This window comes from Rhodococcus sp. B7740, from assembly GCF_000954115.1.
Lineage (GTDB): Bacteria > Actinomycetota > Actinomycetes > Mycobacteriales > Mycobacteriaceae > Rhodococcoides.
The window spans coordinates 2,764,155-2,783,104 of the sequence record NZ_CP010797.1 but is presented as its reverse complement, the minus strand read 5'-3'; the positions used below and the strand labels follow the sequence as shown (position 1 = coordinate 2,783,104).

Here is an 18,950-nt window from a genome sequence, read left to right as displayed (position 1 = left end):
GACATGCCCACCCACTCCTTCCACGATCGGGAATCCACAGTGCACCCAGTCATCGAGCACAACGCTGACTTCGTACCGTTCGACCGGGGCCGCGCCCGAACGTACCTCGACGCCGGACTCTGGCGCGAGACAACACTTCCCGACGTGTTCACCTCGTGGGTGCACCGCTTCGGCTCCGGACGCGCGGTAGTGGACGAATCCGAGGAGCTGACGTACGACGAGCTGTATTCGCGAGTACGAGCGACCGCAGCAGGGTTTGCCGACCGCGGCATCGGGCCGGGGGATCGAGTGGTGGTGCAACTACCCAATTCGGTGTCGTTCGCGGTCGTACTGCTGGCGTTGCTCGAGTGCGGCGCGGTCCCGGTACTGACTCTCCCCGCACATCGCCGACGCGAAATCATCCATCTGGCAGCCACATCGAAGGCCGTGGCGTACGTGATCGCCGACCGGGACGGACAGTTCGACTACCGTGCGCTCGCCGACGAGACAGTGGCGGCGGTACCGAGCATTCGGGACGTCTTCGTCGATGGATCGTGCGGCTCGCACAGTCCGTTGTCCGAGGTCGTCGGTACGCCAGGGGATTTTCCGCGCGCGTCCCCTGCGGATATCGCGGTGCTGTTGGTATCCGGCGGAACGACGGGTCTGCCGAAGTTGATTCCGCGTACCCACAACGACTACGAGTACAACGCACGGGCCAGCGCGCAGGTCTGTGAGCTGACGGCCGAGGACGTGTATCTCGCGGTTCTGCCTGCCGCGCACAACTTTCCGCTGGCCTGTCCTGGTCTGCTCGGTGCTCTCGGGGTCGGAGCAACAGTGGTGTTCTCCCGTACCCCAGTCCCGATCAGGTGTTCGCGGTGATCGAGCGGCATCGGGTCACGGTCACCGCGTTGGTTCCGACGTTGACACATCTGTGGTGCGAGGCGACGGACTGGGAAGAAGCGGACCTGTCCAGCCTGCGCTTGTTGCAGGTCGGGGGAGCGAAGCTGACACCCGAGATCGCCAAGATCGTCGAACCGTCGCTCGGGTGCCGGTTGCAGCAGGTGTTCGGAATGGCCGAGGGGCTCTTGAACTACACGCGGACCGACGACGCACCGGAGCTGGTGATCGGCACCCAAGGACGTCCCCTGTCCGAGCACGACGAGATCCGGATCGTCGACGCCGACGGTCACGACGTACCGGCAGGGCAGACGGGCGAGCTGCTCACCCGCGGCCCGTACACGATCAACGGCTACTACGCTGCGGCAGAGCACAATACGACGGCCATCACCCCCGACGGTTTCTACCGCAGCGGAGATCAGGTTCGACGATTGCCTTCCGGTCACCTGGTCGTCACCGGCCGGATCAAGGACGTCATCACCCGCAACGGGGAGAACGTCGCGGCCGACGAGCTCGAGGATCTCCTGCTCACCCATCCCGGAGTTGCCCGAGCCGCGGTGATCGGAGTACCCGATCCCGATGTGGGCGAGAGCATCTGCGCCGTGATCGTGCCGAACGACAGTGCTCGGAACGACAGCGCTGGAAACGACAGCGCTCCGACCGTCGCCGAGGTGAGAGCATTCCTCACGGCCGCAGGCTGTGCAGGATTCAAGCTGCCCGACCGCGTGGTGACCCGACCGTCGCTGCCCGTGACGGCAATCGGAAAAGTGGACAAGTCCTTGCTCGTCACGCAGTCCTCCGAACGGCAGGCGACTCGATGAAGGCGACGGATCTCGACGACATCAAGCGCCGGTTGCTGGCGGATCGGCTCCGGCGCGCCCGGGGTGGCGAGACCGCCGAGATCGAGCGCGGTCCTCTCGCCGACCTCGAATCGCCCGAATTCGGTGCGCTGAAAGCACGATTCGGCTCCGTCGACGATGTATGGCCGTTGTGTGCGCTGCAGCTCGGGCTGGTCTATCAGGTCGGCGTGGATGCGGACGCCACCGAGCTCTACACCGTTCGTACCGTGGTCGAGGTGAACCGGGTTCTGGACGGTGACAGGGTTCGTCGTGCTCTGCAGTCGGTGGTCGACTCCACTGCGGCGCTGCGCACGGCGTTCGTCACTCCCGACGGCGGCATGCCGGTGCAAGTGGTTCTGTCGACGGTGCAGGCACCGTTGACGGTGGTGGACCTCGGTAGCTGCTCGGCGAGCGAGATCGACCAGCAGTGGAACCGGATACTCGCCGACGACCGGCAGCGGTCGTTCGACATCGCTGCGCCGCCACTGTTCCGGGTCACGCTCGTGCACTTTCCCGACGGTGTCGATCGCCTGTTGACGACCTACTGGTTCGGGTGTTTCGACGGCGGGTCCTCGGCGTTGTTGGTCTCGCGTGTCCTGGAACAGTACGACGGCGCGAGCCCGAACCTCGATCACGGCTACCGGGAGTATCTGCGCTGGTTGGCCTCTCGCGACCGGGTCGAGTCCGAGCGGGCGTGGCAGCGCTGGTTCGGCGATGTCGACACGCCCACACTGGTGGCCGAATCGGGTCAGGGCGGCGACGAGGCTCCTCGACGCGTCGAACGGAGACTGTCGCAGGCGGTCTCCGGACGACTGGATTCGATTGCGCGCGAATCCGGGTCGACGCTCTTCACCGTGTTGGCGGCCGCGTGGGCCAGCGTGCTCATGCGCATATCCGGTCGGTCCGACGTGGTGTTCGGTACCGCCGTTGCCGGGCGCCCGATGGAGGTGCCGGGCTCGGAGCATGCCATCGGCGCGTTCATCAGTACCGTTCCCCTCCGGGTCACGGCGGGCGGATCCGACACCGTCGCGGGCATCGCTGCGCGAGTGCAGGATCAGCGCCTGGATCTGATGGCACACGACACCCTCGGTCTCGGCGGAATTCAGAAGGCGATCGGTGCCGGTGCGCTGTTCGACACCCTGCTGGTGCTGCGCAACGCGGCCGGTCCTGCAGTGGACACCGGTGCTCCGTCGGAGCATCGGGTACGACACGTCTCGACCGTCGACGGCTCGGAGTTCCCGGTGTCGATTGCCGTCGACCCGGGTAGCGAGCTGAACCTGTCGGTGACGTACCTGCCCGACTCGGTGGACGACGATCGCGCACGGTATCTGCTCGACTCCTTCGAGAACGCTCTGAAAACCGTTGCCGAGCAGCCCGATCTGCCGATATCGCAGTGGCCGGCACCGGCCGCCGAATCGGTGAGCATCGTGGACAACGGTTTCGACGACAGGCTCGAGCGACTGGGCGATTCCACGATCGCCGAGTTGCTCGCCGACCGGGCCGCATCCATTCCCGACGCGACCGCGCTGGTGTTCGGGGCCGAACGAGTGACGTTCGGAGACTTGGACGCGCGCGTCGGTGCGTGCGCACGGGCACTCCTGCGCCGAGGTGCCGGTCCGGAACGCATCGTCGCCCTCGCGCTGCCGCGGTCGGTGGAGATGGTGGTGGCGCTGTTCGCGGTACTGCGCACCGGCTCGGCCTATCTGCCCCTCGAACTCGACTATCCGAGCGATCGCCTCGACCTGATGTTGGCCGACGCACGGCCCACGATCCTGGTGACGACCACCGAGACGAAGGCCCGAGGACTGACGACCGACGCCACCGCGATGATCGTCGACGATCCCGCCGTGGCAGCCGAATTGGCGGAACTTGTCAACGCGTCGGAGTTCGACTCGGGGCCGTTCGCGCCCGGGACACCCGGCCGCCTCGAGCACCCGGCCTACGTCATCTACACCTCGGGCTCGACCGGCACGCCCAAAGGCGTCGTCACCCCGTACCGGGGTCTGACGAACATGCAGATCAACCACCGAGACGAGATCTTCGTTCCGACCATCGCCGCGGCCGGGGATCGGACGCTGCGGATCGCGCACACCGTTTCGTTCTCCTTCGACATGTCGTGGGAAGAGCTGCTGTGGCTCGTCGAAGGCCACGAGGTGCACGTCTGCGACGAGGAATTGCGCCGTGACGGTGAAGCATTGGCGCGATACTGCGAGCAGAACCTGATCGACGTGGTGAACGTGACGCCCACGTACGCCGGGCACCTGCTGGACCTGGGATTGCTGAACGAGCACGACGGACATCGGATTCCGCTGGTGCTCCTCGGCGGGGAAGCGGTACCCGATTCGTTGTGGCAGCAGCTCGGCGGTGTCGGCTACAACCTCTACGGGCCTACCGAGTACACGATCAATGCGCTCGGTGCGGGTACCCGAGACAGTGACACCCCGTCGATCGGTGCACCGATCCTCGGAACCCGCGCGTACGTTCTGGATCAGTGGCTACGTCCCGTCCCCGTGGGATCTGTCGGTGAGCTGCATCTGTCGGGTGTGGGTCTGGCCCGCGGTTACCTGCACCGATACGCGCAGACGGCAACCAGTTTCGTCGCCGATCCCTGGTCGCCGAGCGAGCGGATGTACCGCACCGGCGATCTGGTGCGGATCAGGCCCGATGGCCTGTTCGACTATCTGGGCCGTGCCGACGACCAGGTCAAGATCCGCGGCTATCGCGTGGAGACCGCGGAAGTCGAGCGGGCAGTGACGAACTGCGACGCGGTTGCCGGTGCGGTGGTGCGAGCGGTGGAGATCGGCGCGGGTACCCGGGCGCTCGCCGCGTACGTGGTTCCCCGCGATGCCGCTGCGGGCGAGGACCATTCCGCGTTGTTCGGATCCATTCGGGACGAGCTTGCGGCCGTCCTGCCGGAGTACATGGTGCCCACGCTGTTCGCCGCGCTGGAACGCGTTCCGATGACGATCAACGGCAAGCTCGACGTACGAGCTCTGCCCGCCGTCGACGCCGCGGGCGGCGGTACGTTCGTGCCGCCGCGAACACCGGTGGAGACGATGTTGTGCGAGATCGTCGAGGCGGTTCTCGGGGTCGGCCGGGTGGGTATCGACGACGATTTCTTCGCCCTCGGCGGTGACAGCATCACCTCCCTCGCCGTGGCATCGCGGGCGCGCAAGGCCTCGATACCGCTGGCACCGCGTGAGGTGATGCGCAAGCGAACAGTGCGGATGTTCGGTGCGGAGCTCGTCACCGACGACTCCGCCCGGCCTGCGGTCTCTGCTGCGGCGGTCACCGTGGATCTGTCCCAGGACGAGCTCGACGAATTCGAAAGCAGTATCTGAGTGACCGAGACGACGACCGATACCGCGGCTGCTCCGCAATCCAAGATCGCCGCTGTCCTCCCGCTGACGGCGCTGCAGACCGGCATGTACCTGCAGTCGAGTCTTGCTGCGGCGACACAGGACCCGTACCTGTCGCAGACAGTGCTCGACCTGTCTGCTCCGGTGGATGGCGGCCGTCTCACCCGCGCCCTCGAACACCTGCTCGAGCGTCATCCGAACATCAAAGCGCAGCTGCGCCAGCGCCGTAATGGCGACCTGGTGTGGGTGGTTCCGCGCGCATCGACACCGGAACCGACACCTGTCGTCGGAGAGTGGAACGATCATCTGGGCCGCGACAGGTCCGCCGGATTCGCGTTCTTCGAAGGTCCGTTGATCCGATTCGCGTACTCCACCGATCCTCGGTCGCCACGGGTACTGATCACCTACCATCACGCCTTGATGGACGGATGGTCCGAGGCCATCTTCGTTCGTGAATTGATCGCCCTCTACACATCGGTGGAGTCGGCTGCTCTGCCCCCTGCTCCGGACTTTTCCGACTACCTGGCCTGGACGGCCGGTCAGGATCGTGATGCGGCGCTGGCGCGGTGGGCGCAGTATCTCGACGGCTTCGATTCTCCGACCCTGATCGCAGACGGCGCACCGTCACAGGCGAATTCATCCTCCCGTATCGATCTCGACATCGACGACCGGCTGGGACGACGCGTCGCCGACTACGCGCGGAGCCGCGGAGTGACCACGAACGTGGTGGTGCAGGTGGCGTGGGCGTCGATGCTGGCAGCTCGCACCGGAGCAGTCGACGTGTCGTTCGGAATGGCGAGCTCCATCAGGCCGTTCGATCTGGACGGGGCCGAGGCGATGGTCGGTCTGCTGCTCAACACCGTGCCCGTGCGGCTTCGGTTCGATTCGACGTCGGCGGTCGCAGAGGTGGTCGACGGCCTACAGGCAGACCATCTCGACCTGGACGAGCACCGATTCCTCGGCCTGTCCGACATCGCCGGAACCGTCGGTGGCGGTGAATTGTTCGACACCATCGTCGTGTATCAGAACTATCCGGCACCGGTCCCGAATGCGAGCGAGGCGGCCGTCGAGCACCCCGTCGTGGACGAGGTCACGGTACTGGGCGCGCACATGAGTTTTCCGATGGCTCTGATCGTCGGGCCCGACCCGACGCTGTGGGCATTCGTCCTGCACGACGACTCAGCCGTCGATCATCGTTCGGCCACGGTGTGCGCCGAGACCTTCGTCGAGATGCTGGACCGACTGACGAGCCGTCCGGACGTCGATGTGCCGCAGCTCTTGTCGGCCCCGGACGGCCAGGGATACAGCATCGGGCCACACCGGTCGGTGCCGACGCTGGAAGCGGCCCTCGCAGAGAGGTTCGCGCGGTCGAGCGAGGATATCGCGCTGGTGGTCGGCGACGACGAGACGACGTACGGCCGACTCCGGACTCGGGTGTCCGAGGTGTCGGCGCTCCTGCGCGCCCACGGCGTCGGGACCGAGAGCCGTGTCGCTATCGCCCTCGGCAGGGGTACGGACATGGTGGCCGCGCTGCTGGCGACCATCGACGTGGGTGCGGTGTTCGTTCCCATCGACATTCGCTACCCGCGCGAGCGTATCGACCACCTGTTGTCGGATTCGTGCCACGACATCCTGTTGGTCGACGACGCCACACCTGCCGCGCTGGCCGAACTCGAGACCGCGACGAGAATCCGTTCGAGTTCGGCTACGGAGGCGGTGGAAGAACCCTTCACCCTGAGCATTCCGGGCGGCTGCGGGGCCTATCTCGTCTACACGTCGGGTTCGACAGGTACACCCAAGGGTGTGCTCGGCTCGAGGAACGCGCTCGCCAATCGCCTGCACTGGGCGACCGAGCGATGGGGCGGACCCACGAGTCGGATTGCCAAGAGCTCGCTGTCGTTCATCGACGGGGCCACTGAACTGCTCACCGGAATCCTCGCGGGTCAACGAGTGGTGTTGGCGCAGGACCACGACTACGCCGACGCGGGCGCGTTGGCTGCGCTCCTCGAACGGTCCGGTGCCGAGCAGATCACCGCCGTCGGGTCACTCGCTGCGGCATTGGCAACCACCTCGACGCCGGAATGCCGTTCGCTGACCGGTTGGATCCTCAGCGGAGAGCCGTTGACCAGCAGCACGATCGACGCCATCGGACACGCCACGCCCCACGCCTCGGTACACAACTCCTACGGCTCGTCCGAGGTGGCCGGGGACGTCGCGGTGCATCGCGTCGCAGGTGATCCGACGGTCATCGGAACGGCAGTGGACAACACGGTCCTGGGGTTGCTCGACGGCCGCTTGCTCCCGGTACGGACGGGCGTCGGCGGCGACATCTACGTCTCGGGAGCCCAACTTGCCCGCGGGTACGCCGGCAGGCCTGCGGACACCGCGGCTCGCTTCGTTGCGGACCCTCGCGTCGACGGTGGGCGAATGTATCGCACCGGTGACCGCGCCCGCATCGTCGAAGACGGAGCGCTGGAATTTCTGGGACGCGACGACAGGCAGGTCAAGGTCCGGGGACATCGCGTCGAGCTCGGTGAGGTCGAGAACCTCACGGCCGACTGCGAATCCGTGAACGAGTGCGCGGTGGTGGCGGTGACGGACAGCGCAGGCGCGACCGTGCTCGTTGCTTACCTGACCCCCGAGAGTGTCGATACCGCGGCAGTACGCGACGCTCTGCGCGCCCGTGTACCCGACTACCTGGTGCCGGTGTTCTGGGTGCCGCTCGACCGACTGCCGAACACTCCCAACGGCAAGACGGACCGGATTGCTCTGGTACAGAGAGGAATTCCAAAGAGCGTACCCAGCCGCTCACGTGCAGCTGCCACCGACGACGAGCGTTGCCTCGTCGGCCTTTTCGTCGACGCCACTCGTGCGGGTGCCGAGTCCATCGGCGTCGACGACGACTTCTTCGCACTCGGCGGGGACAGCATCACCGCCATCACGCTCGTGTATCACGCGCGGGGAGCCGGGTTGGCCATCACCACGGCGGACGTTTTCGAATGCCGTACCGTCTCCGGACTCGTCCGACGAGCCCGACAGGCCGAATGTGCCGTCGGCGCAGCGGAACCCGACAGCACTACCCCGTTGCTCGATGCAGACGATCTGGCCGAACTGAGCCGACTCGGTGTCGACGCCGATCTCGCACGTCCGGCGACTCCGCTGCAGCAGGGTCTGGCATTCCAGTCCGTTGCCGCCGGGGACGGAGTCAAGGAGATCTACGTCATCGCCACCGAGTTCGAGGTGCGCGGCGAGCTACGCACCGATCGACTCGATGCCGCGCTGGACGCGCTGTTCGATCGTCATCCTGCTCTTCGCTCACGCTTTCTCACGCTGAGTACGGGGACCACCGTCGCCGTGCGTGATGCGGGTCGGGTGCAGGTCGTCAGGCTCGCGGTGGACGATCCTGATTCGTACTCGGCGCGCGCATCGGTGCTCGAGGATCGCCGTACTTTCGATATCGAGCACGATCCGCTCGTGCGAATTCTCGTGCTGGACTGCGGAGAACAGCTGCACCGTGTGGTGCTGACCGTGCACCATCTGCTCGTCGACGGGTGGTCCATGGGGACCGTCGGCACCGAGTTGTTCATGCTGTACCGAGGCCGAGATCTACCGGCTCCGGCTCCGTTCGACGACTACCTGCAGTGGCTGTCGCGTCGGAACGACTCGTCGATCGATGTATGGCGCGAGGCGCTCGGCCCGGACGTCGCTCCCACGACCATCGCGCCGTCCGCACCGCTGACCTCGAACGACCGGTCCGAGGTTCGGGAGATCGAGATCGGCTGGGATGCCGACGACACTGCTCGCCTCACCGACTCCGCCCGTCGGCGATCGGTGACGGCGAGCGAGCTGATCAATGCGGCATGGGCCGTGGTTCTGTCGTCCTTCACCGACAGCGAATCGGTCGTGTTCGGGTCGACGGTATCCGGACGCCCGACGGACCTGGACCGTGTCGGGGACATGGTCGGGTTGTTCATCAACACCATCCCGGTGCGCGCCGCGGTCGGTCGCGATGCCACCCTGTCGTCGATTCTCGCGGGCCTGCGCGAGTTCTCCATCGCCGTTGCCGCGCATCATCACGTCGGCCTGTCGGACATCCAGAAGGCAGTCGGCCGGGGGACACTGTTCGACACCCTCGTGGTGTTCGAGAACTTTGCCACCGCCGAAACGAACGGTATCGACTCGGAGGACTTCTCGGTCTCGGTCGCCCGGTTCCATACGGTGACTCATTACCCACTGACGTTGACGGTGTTCCCCGGCGAAAGGCTGCGGCTGGTGCTCGAATACCGCAGCGACGCCGTGTCGGCGGAGCGCGCACATGCGGTGGCGTCGGCCATGACGGCAGTGCTTCGAACGTTCGCCGAGCCGGGCGACCCGCCCATCGCATCGGTGTCCCTCGTGGACGAGTCGACGGCGGCTCGGCTGACCTCGGAGTGCGCCGGCATCGAGCGCGCCTACCCTGACGGAACAATGGTCGACCTGTTCACCGATCGTGTTGTGCAGCAGCCCGATTCGATCGCTGTTCAGGACGACACCACGGTGTGGACGTTCGCGGAGTTGGATCGCGTGTCCAATCGAATTGCACGATCGCTCATCGGATCCGGAATCGGCGCCGAGGACATCGTGGCCGTCGAGGCCCCGCGCACGGCGACGACGATGGCAGCGATCCTCGGCGTGATGAAGTCGGGGGCTGCCTACCTGCCGATGGATCCGAACTGGCCGGTCGAGCGCACTCACCAGATCCTCGACGAAGCACAGCCGGTGGTTACGGTGACCACGGATTCCGTTGCGGCGCTGCAGCCGTCGTCCACGGATTCCGTCGCCGTGACCGATGCGGAGCGTCGGGCATCGTTGCATCCCGATCATCCGGTGTACACGATCTACACCTCCGGCACGACGGGTGTGCCCAAGGGCGTTCTGGTCTCGCATCGAGGCCTGGCCAATCTGTACCACTCGCACCGCGAGAACGTGCACACTCCGGCGATCGCTCGCGCGGGCAAGCCCACCCTGAACGTTGCGCACGCGTGGTCGATGGCCTTCGACGCGTCCTGGCAACCGCAGCTGTGGCTGTTCGGCGGTCACACACTTCATCTGATCGATCCGGGGACCGTCCTCGATCCGGTGGAACTGGCAGCCCGGCTGACGAAGCTGTCGGCGGACTTCGTCGAGGTCGTGCCGTCGTTGCTCGAGCAGATGATGCGAGTGGGATCGATCGACACCCTGTCCACGGTCGGGGTCGGCGGAGAAGCGGTATCTGCGGACCTGTGGAATCGACTGCGCACCAGTGAAACCCTGGTGGCCTACAACTTCTACGGCCCGACCGAGGCGACGGTGGATGCGGTGTACACCTCCACCGAACTGGTGAGCGAGCCGGTGATCGGTAGGCCGGTGACCAACATGCGGGCATACGTGCTGGACCGCAACCTGCGGCTGGTCCCGCCCGGCGTGCTCGGCGAGCTCTACCTGGCCGGTCCCGGAGTCGCGCGGGGCTACCGACACGCGCCGGGGCGTACGGCTCACCGCTTCGTTGCCGATCCCTTCGCTGCAGACGGCACGCGGCTGTACCGGACCGGAGATCTCGTGGCGTGGACCGAGAACACTGCGCTGCGATACGGCGGCCGCTCGGACGATCAGGTCAAGATTCGTGGCCACCGAGTGGAGGTGGGGGAGGTCGAGGCTCGATTGCGCGACCTCGACGCAGTCGCCGACGCGCGAGTGGTGGTCCGAGGTGCCGATACCGGGAACGCCACGCTCGCCGGGTATCTGGTTGCGGCATCGGATCGCGAGCTCGACACGAATCTTGCCCGTGCCCGGTTGCGGGGTCTGCTGCCGTCGTACATGGTGCCGGCGTCTTTGACCGTGCTCGATGCTTTTCCGCTGTTGCCGAACGGCAAGGTCGATGCCGCCGCGTTGCCCGAGCCCGTGTTCTCGACACGGACCGGGCGTGCTCCACGTACCGATGTCGAGCGGCGGATCTGCGCTGCCGTGGCCGAGGTGTTGCATCTGTCCCAGGTCGGTGCCGACGACGATTTCTTCGATCTGGGCGGCGACAGCATCATGGCGATGGAGCTGTCCGCGAGGCTCCGATCGGCCGGCGTCGGGGTGTCACCGTGGCACATCGTGTCGCTCCGTACGCCGGAAACCATTGCAGGTCAGCTCGAGTCGAGCGGACCGTCGAACGCAACCCCTGCTGTCGGCCCCTACGGGGACGTTCCGCTGACACCGATCGTCCGGTGGATGGACGCACTCGACGGGCCCATCGACGAGATCTCGCAGGCGGTGTTGCTCGATGCTCCGGCGTCGCTCACCGAGGACTCGCTGACGGAGCTCCTCGTCCGCCTCGTTGCTCGGCATCCGATTCTGCATTCTCGATTCCAGCGGAGCCCGGGTTCGGAGTCCAGCTTCACGGTGTTGCCGGACGGCACCGCCGATGTGACCGAGTGGATTCGCATCGAGGATTGCGACGGAACGGCCGAGTCCGAGCCGGCGGATCGGGTCGCTGCCGAATCACGTTCTGCACGTGCGCGGTTGAATCCGGCCGCGGCGAGGATGGTCGATGTCGTGTGGCTGCGGCACGGACGCGATCCCGCGTCGTCGGGAGAGCTGCTGATCACGCTGCATCACCTCGTGGTCGACGGGGTGAGTTGGCGGATACTGTTGCCCGATCTGGTCGGTTGCTGGACGCAGGCCGCCGTCGAGCGAAACCCCGTCGGTCCGTCGATGCGGCAGTGGGCGTACGAGATGCGCAGTCTCGCAGACTCGCCCGAGGTGCTCGCCGATCTCGGCTACTGGGCGAGCATCGGTGACGGAGCGGCGCAGATTCCGTCGACGCGGCCACTCGACCCGTCGATCGACACCGGTGCCCGCGTGCGTACCACTCTCTTCGCCCTGTCGGAGGACGAGAGTGCAGGGCTGATATCGGCGGTTCGTACTCACCTCGGGGTCTCCGTCGAACACCTGCTGTTGGCGACTTTCGCTGCGGCAGTCGCACACTGGACGAATCCCGATGCAGTGGACCCGCAGTCGTTCGTCGTCGATGTCGAAGGTCACGGACGCTCGGGAGTGGCCTCCGACCGAGTGGACGGCTCGGCCGTGGTCGGATGGCTCACTGCGGTGTTCCCGCTCCGTCTGACCGCGAAGCCTCGGGATCACCGCACCTTGACCGCGCACGAGGGGAATCTCCCTGCGGCAGAGTCCGTTCTGCGTGAACTGACAACCGCCGCCAAGGCGTCCAGGGACTCGGTGCCGGGAGACGGATCGACCTATGGACTGTTGCGGTGGATGGGCGGCGACGCCGGCGAGACTCTGCGCGGAACACCCGGTGCAGACATCGAATTCAACTACCTCGGTCGTTTCGACGCGACAACCGACGGGCCGTTCGGTGCCAGTCGGCTGCGCAGCAGCCTCGACTCGACCCCCGGGGTGAACACCCCCTGCGGCTACGCCTTGATCGTGGACAGTTACATCCACGACCTCCGTGACTCGTCCGTGCTGGGTGTGACGATGAGCTGGCCGGAGGGGGTGCTGTCCGGTGTCGAGGAACTCGCGGGGCTGTGGCACGACGCGTTGTCGGCCACGTGCCGAATACTCGCTGCCGGCGCTCCTAGTGAGGCAAGGATTACCTCATAAGTGTTACCTTGTCAGTCGCCTCACCCGGTCGGGTGTTGGACGCCGAAGCGCGTGGTCGAGTCGAGAGGTACCGAGCAACGATGAAGGTTCGTACGAAGTGGATGAGGAGCGCCGCGTCGATCGCGCTCGCCGGAGGGCTGACCATCGCCCTCGCCGCCGGGTGCAGCAGTGGTACCGACGAGGCACCCACAGCCGAATCCACGACTGCTGCGCAGGAATCGGCATTCCCGGTCACCATCGATTCCGCACTCGGATCCGCGACGATCCCCGAGGCACCCGAGCGGATCGCGACCTGGGGTTGGTCCAACCAGGACGCCATTCTCGCCCTCGGTGTCGTGCCCGTCGCCATGCCGACCTTCGACGGCGCTCAGTACGGAGCGGACGACCGCGGCATTCTGCAGTGGGACGCGAAGGCGCTCGCCGACCTGGGCGGCGAAACACCCACGCTGCTCTCCGGTGACGGAACCGGCGCGGTCCCGGTCGAGCAGTTCGCCGCCGCCGCCCCCGACCTCATCTTCGCTCCGTACTCGGGACTGACCCAGGAGGAGTTCGACCAGCTCTCCGACATCGCGCCGGTCGTCGCGTACCCGGACGAGCAGTGGACCACCTCGTGGGAGGACCAGCTGACCATCGCGGGCAAGGCCCTGGGCAAGGAGAAGGAGGCTGCCGATCTGGTGTCCGGAGTCGAGGGTTCCATCGCCGACGCGGCTGCGAAATATCCGGCGCTGAAGGGTAAGACGGTCACCATCGCGTTGCCCAACGCTCCGGGCACGTTCGCCGTCAGCAAGGACGACGACGTGCGCGTCGAGTTCCTCGAACAGCTCGGTCTGGTCAACGAGCCCACCATCCAGGAGGCCGACCCGGTCGAGGATCCCGATGCCGTGTACTTCGAGCTCAGCCTCGAGCAGGCCTCGTTGCTGAAGTCGGATGTGTTGTTCGTCGTCGCCTACGACAAGGAATCGCTGGGTGCCTTCCTCGTCGAACCGGCCGTGGCCTCGCAGCCCGTGCTGGCGCAGGGGCGCACTGCATCGACCGAGAACCTCAGTGCGGACAAGAACTTCGCGTTCGGCGGCCTGACGGTGCTCACCATTCCGTACATCCTCGACGACGTGGCATCGGCGCTGAACACCGCCGCCGAGAACGTCCAGGGCTGATCCGAGCGCAGGCCCACCCGCCGCACCGCAGACGTGCATTCATCCGAGAAGGAGCGTGTTTCACCGTGGCAAGGTCCCACCGACTTCAGGTCGTCTTTCCCGAAGTCATCCGTACGGCCACCGTGATCGACACGCGGCAACTCGGTCCTGGAATGCGCAGGATCGTGTTGGGTGGGCCGCAGCTGCGTGAGTTCACGCGTGACGGATTCGAGTTCCCGGCTCTGCGCAGTGAGGGATTCGACGATTTCGTTCGCCTGTTCTTTCCCCTCGACGACATGGGCACGATGGCGCTGCCCGTCCAGCACGAGCGCACGGTGGAGTGGCCGCGCGACCCGCGGCCGGTTACTCGCAACTACACCGTGCGCAGCGTCGACACCGACAGTGCGGAACTGACGCTCGATTTCGTCACCCACGACACCGGAATTGCATCGACGTGGGGGCGTCGCTGCTCGGTGGGTGACTCCATCCCGCTGCTCGGTCCGGTGCGGTCGGGTCATGCACCCGCCGAAGTGGATTGGGTGCTGCTCGTCGGCGACGAGACAGCGTTGCCTGCCGTTGCTCGCTATCTCGACGAGGCCGCGGCGGGCGAGCGAATCCGGGTGTTCGTCGAGGTGGCCGACGCCGAGCGAGAACTACCGCTGCCGACGGCCGCCGACGCCGAGATCACCTGGGTCCACCGCGACGGCGCAGTTGCAGGCACCGGGGATCTGCTCGAAACGGCCGTGCGCAGTGCGCCCTGGTGGGACGGAACCGTGTTCGCCTGGGTTGCAGGCGAATCCACAGCCCTCAAGGGCATCAGGCGATACCTGCGGGAGGATCGCGCCCTGCCGCCCGAAATGGTCGAGGTCACCGGATACTGGCGTCGCGCAGAGGTTCTCACTCGCACGGACGATCCGGAAGTTCCCGATCTGACCGCCCGCGAATCCGAGCCGTTCGACAGGCTCGCCGAACGTGCGGAGTTGTTCTCGCCCTTCGCAATCAGAGCGGCCAACACGTTGCGCATTCCGCAGCATGTCTCTCGCGGCGTACGCACCGTTGGGGATCTAGCGACGGTCACCGACACCGACGTGCGAGCCTTGGCAAAATTCGTCCGCTATCTGCGGGCCGTCGACGTGCTCGGCGAGGACTCGGACGGCGGTGTGGTCCTCGCCGATATCGGTGAGGCCATGCTCGGTGACGACTGGATCTCGCATTGGCTGGATCTCGAGGGAATCGAGGCGCGAGTGGAACTGTCGATCACCGGGCTCGTGGAGAGCCTGCGCACCGGCGGTGCCAGCGCCAGCCTGCTCACCGGCAGGACGTTGAGTGAGGACCTCGCAGGTTCGCCGCGGCTGACCGAACTGCATCACAACCACATCGCCGACGAGGCTGCGTTCCTCGGTCCGGCCCTCGTGCAGGACTATTCGTTCGACGACGTGTCGACGTTGGCGGTGACCGGTGCGGCCTCCGGTGTGGTGCTCGGCTCGATCCTGACGGCCCACGACGCGATGTCGGCAACCGTTCTCGGATTGCCCAGCGAGCTCGACCTCGTCCGACGTGATCTGCAGACGAGGCCGGAACTTCCGGCGCGCGTGACCGAGTGCGCTCAGAGCGTCGTGTCCGAACCGCGTACGACCCCGGCCGGTGGATTCGACGCGTATCTGTTGCTCGAGGTCACCGGGCACTACCGCGACGACGATCTGGCGTTGCTGCTGGCGAGTGCCGCATCGGGCGTCTCCGAGAGCGGCAAACTGATTGTGGTGGAACGGCTGTCGGACGAGCAGTCGATCAACGAGGACCAGGCCGAGTTCGATCTGCTGATGCTGTGCATGCACGGCAGCGGAGTGCGAACCAGAGCCGAGTTCGAGTCGGTGGCAGCCGCGGCGGGACTGACGGTGACCGCGTCTCGACTGGTCGGTTGGGGTATCGCCGTACTCGACCTGCGGCGTGCGTCCGAAGCCGTTGTGCGCGAGGTCTAGTTAGGTTAGCGTTGCCTACTGAAGGCGCGCGGCGATGCTCTCGGCATGTCGGTTGCGCGCGATGCGCGGTCTCGGACCGATTCACCGTCAGGAGTGCACATACACATGACCGTTGTCGAAGAAACGGCGTCGGGCACGGCCGATACGACCATCCTGCAGCGCGGGTTGCAGACGGTGGTCACGTTGGCCGAGTCCGGCTTGTTCGACGAGTACGTCGTGTACGAGGACAGAGGACGCTGGGTGTTCGCGGGTGGCGTGGTCGCTCGCATCGTCCTGCAACCGGATGTCGTCACGACAACGTGGGGGAGCGGGGCTCCGACGGTGCGTCGGTGGTCCGGCAACCCGGCGGCGGCGTTGCGTGAGGCCTGCGACGGTCTCACTCGCGAATCCTGGAATGCGTACGGCTACGTCGGATTCGGGTTCGCAGCCCACCTGCACGACGCCGTCGCCGAGTCCGAGTCCGACGAGGTGCTCGCCCATATGGTCGTGCCGCGAGTCGAGGTCCGATTCGGACATGACTGCGACGATATCGAGGTCACCGGGACCGAGGAGGACCGCGCCGCGGTGTTCGCCGTACTCACCGCCGCCTCCGTCGACGAGCCACCGACGGTCCACCCGCTCGATGTCGGCGGCGACCTCGACGACTATCGCGGTCGGGTGGCGCAAGCTGTTGCAGAGATTCACCGAGGTGAGTACGCCAAGGTCATTCTCTCTCGCACGGTGCGTATTCCGTTCGATCTGGACATGCCGGGTACCTACCGGGCGGGGCGAGCAGCGAACACTCCGGCTCGCTCGTTCCTTCTGCACCTCGGTGACCTACGTGCCTCGGGTTTCAGCCCGGAGCTGGTTGCGTCCGTCGACGCACGTGGTGTGGTCACCACCGAACCGTTGGCAGGCACGCGGGCCTTCGGTCTCGGCTCCGAGGCCGACTCCGCAGCGAAAACCGATCTCGAGCAGGATCCCAAGGAAATCACCGAACACGCTGTGTCCGTTCGTACCTCGTTCGAGGAGCTGGAATCGATCGCACGACCCGGGTCGACCGCCGTGTCGGACTTCATGAGTGTGCGAGAGCGCGGAAGCGTCCAGCACCTCGCGTCGACCGTGCGGGCACGTCTGCGTGACGACCTGTCCTGCTGGGACGCTTTCGGGGCCCTGTTCCCGGCCGTCACGGCATCGGGCATTCCCAAACGTGAGGCCATCGAGGCGATAGGGCGGCTCGACGACCCGCCTCGCGGCCTGTACTCGGGGGCCGTCGTGAAGGCGTCGTCCACGGGGGAACTCGAAGCGGCGCTGGTGCTTCGAGCTGTGTACGAACAGCGCGGATCGGCATGGCTGCGTGCCGGTGCCGGCATCGTCGGCCAGTCGACTCCCGATCGTGAATTCGACGAAACCTGCGAGAAACTCGGCAGCGTCGCCCCGTATCTCGTCCGTAAGAAGGAGGAAGACGCCTGATGCATCGCACCATGTTGGGTGGAAAGATCCACCGCGCCACTGTCACTCACGCCGACCTGCACTACGTCGGTTCGATCACCATCGACTCCACTTTGATGCACGCCGCCGACCTGATCGAGGGCGAACAGGTTCACGTCGTCGACATCACCAACGGAGCGCGCCTGGTGACGTATGTGATCGAAGGGCACCCCGGTTCCGGTGTCATCGGAATCAACGGCGCAGCAGCGCATCTGGTGTCCCCAGGTGATCTGGTGATCATCATGTCGTTCCGACAGGTGGAAAACTCCGAGCTGTCCTCGCACACCCCGTCGGTGGTGCACGTCGATTCTGCCAACGAGATCGTCGCTCTCGGAGTCGACCCGTCCGAGCCGGTTCCGGGTGCCGTCGATCAGATGTCGGGGGCGAGCGTTCGATGACGTCGCACGAGAACTACGACATCGTCGGCGTCGGATTCGGGCCCTCCAATCTGGGACTGGCCATCGCGATCGAGGAGCACAACCGAACCTGCGCTCCCACAGAACGGTTGACGGCCTGCTTCGTCGAGTCCAAGGACGAGTTCGCCTGGCACCCCGGCATGTTGTTGCCGGGGACGACGATGCAGATCTCGTTTCTCAAGGACCTGGCGACCCAGCGCAATGCAGGCAGCGAGTACACCTTTCTGGCGTACCTGTCGGAGCACGGTCGACTCAATCACTTCATCAACCTGCAGACGTTCTTCCCCAGCAGACTCGAATTCCACGACTACCTGACGTGGGCCGCCGGAAAGGTCGACGCGACGGTGCACTACGGCACCCGGGCAGTGGACGTCGTCGACACCGGTGACGGTTACGGCGTCCGAACCGAGGGACGACGAACCGGGACCGTGCGGGGTCGCAACATCGTGCTCGCCGGCGGTTTGACGGCCACCCTGCCGGACGGGGTGACGGCGTCGGCGCGGCAGTTCCACAACCACGATCTCCTCGGGCACCTGGACCGCCTGCCGTCGCGGACGCATCGCACGTTCGTCGTCGTCGGTGCCGGGCAGAGCGCGGCCGAGGTGGTGGACTACCTGCACTCGTCGTACGGCGATTCCTCCGTGCACGCCGTGCTCCGCAAGTACGGGTACAGCCCCGCCGACGACAGCCCCTATGCCAATCGCATCTTCGATCCGACGGCCGTCGACGACTTCTATTCGTCGTCCCACACGCTGCGCGAGCAGCTGCTGCAGTATCACCGCGGTACCAACTACTCCGCCGTCGACCTGCCCCTGATCGAGGAGCTGTACTCGCGCGAGTACGCCGAGCGGGTCAGCGGGCAGCGCAGGCTGTTCGTGCACGGAGCATCTCGAGTGGTCGACGCCGTCGAGGAGCCGTCCGGCGTCCGGGTCGCCGTCGAGCACGGCCCGACGGGTCTGGCCGAGGACATACTGTGCGACGCTGTCGTCTATGCCACCGGCTTCACGTCCCTCGATCTACCCGAGATCCTCGGTCCGCTGTTCGACGCCGTCGAATACGACTCCCGCGGTCCTCGCGTGACGCGGGATTATCGACTCGTGACGCGCGAACCGAGTGCGGGTTCGATCTACCTGCAGGGCGGCACCGAGCACACGCACGGTCTGACCTCGTCGTTGCTGTCGAACATCGCTGTTCGCAGCGGTGAGATCGTGAAGTCCGCAGTGAGCGCGAGGGTGCGATCGGTGGTGTGAAT

General features: G+C 66.0%; 7 protein-coding genes and 1 pseudogene. All 8 read left to right on the top strand.

Annotation, left to right across the window (positions count from 1 at the left end; genetic code table 11):
• The first annotated feature begins 3 nt into the window (after nt 1–3).
• A pseudogene (locus NY08_RS12765) lies at nt 4–1,697 on the top strand ((2,3-dihydroxybenzoyl)adenylate synthase).
• Nucleotides 1,694–5,056 carry a non-ribosomal peptide synthetase gene (locus NY08_RS12760; protein ID WP_045196698.1) on the top strand — a complete coding sequence of 1,121 codons (3,363 nt, stop codon included), beginning with the start codon at nt 1,694–1,696 and terminating at the stop codon, nt 5,054–5,056. Before NY08_RS12765 ends, NY08_RS12760 begins: the two are co-directional and overlap by 4 nt.
• Nucleotides 5,057–12,700 (top strand): non-ribosomal peptide synthetase, encoded by a 7,644-nt coding sequence (locus NY08_RS12755; protein ID WP_045196696.1) that lies wholly within the window; start codon nt 5,057–5,059, stop codon nt 12,698–12,700.
• A gap of 80 nt (nt 12,701–12,780) precedes the next feature.
• Nucleotides 12,781–13,854: an ABC transporter substrate-binding protein gene (locus tag NY08_RS12750; RefSeq protein WP_032395940.1), complete on the top strand. Its 1,074-nt coding sequence runs from the start codon at nt 12,781–12,783 to the stop codon at nt 13,852–13,854.
• 65 nt (nt 13,855–13,919) lie between these two features.
• On the top strand, nt 13,920–15,812 hold the full coding sequence (locus NY08_RS12745; RefSeq protein ID WP_045196694.1) for a siderophore-interacting protein: 1,893 nt from the start codon (nt 13,920–13,922) through the stop codon (nt 15,810–15,812).
• A gap of 105 nt (nt 15,813–15,917) precedes the next feature.
• Nucleotides 15,918–17,264 (top strand): salicylate synthase, encoded by a 1,347-nt coding sequence (locus NY08_RS12740; RefSeq protein WP_052683788.1) that lies wholly within the window; start codon nt 15,918–15,920, stop codon nt 17,262–17,264.
• Nucleotides 17,264–17,680, top strand: coding sequence for an aspartate 1-decarboxylase (gene panD, locus NY08_RS12735; protein ID WP_045196692.1), 417 nt, complete (start codon nt 17,264–17,266; stop codon nt 17,678–17,680). Before NY08_RS12740 ends, panD begins: the two co-directional genes overlap by 1 nt.
• Complete coding sequence (locus NY08_RS12730) at nt 17,677–18,948, top strand: lysine N(6)-hydroxylase/L-ornithine N(5)-oxygenase family protein (protein WP_045196691.1); 1,272 nt, start codon at nt 17,677–17,679, stop codon at nt 18,946–18,948. The genes panD and NY08_RS12730 overlap by 4 nt, the downstream gene beginning before the upstream one ends.
• Nucleotides 18,949–18,950: the final 2 nt, after the last annotated feature.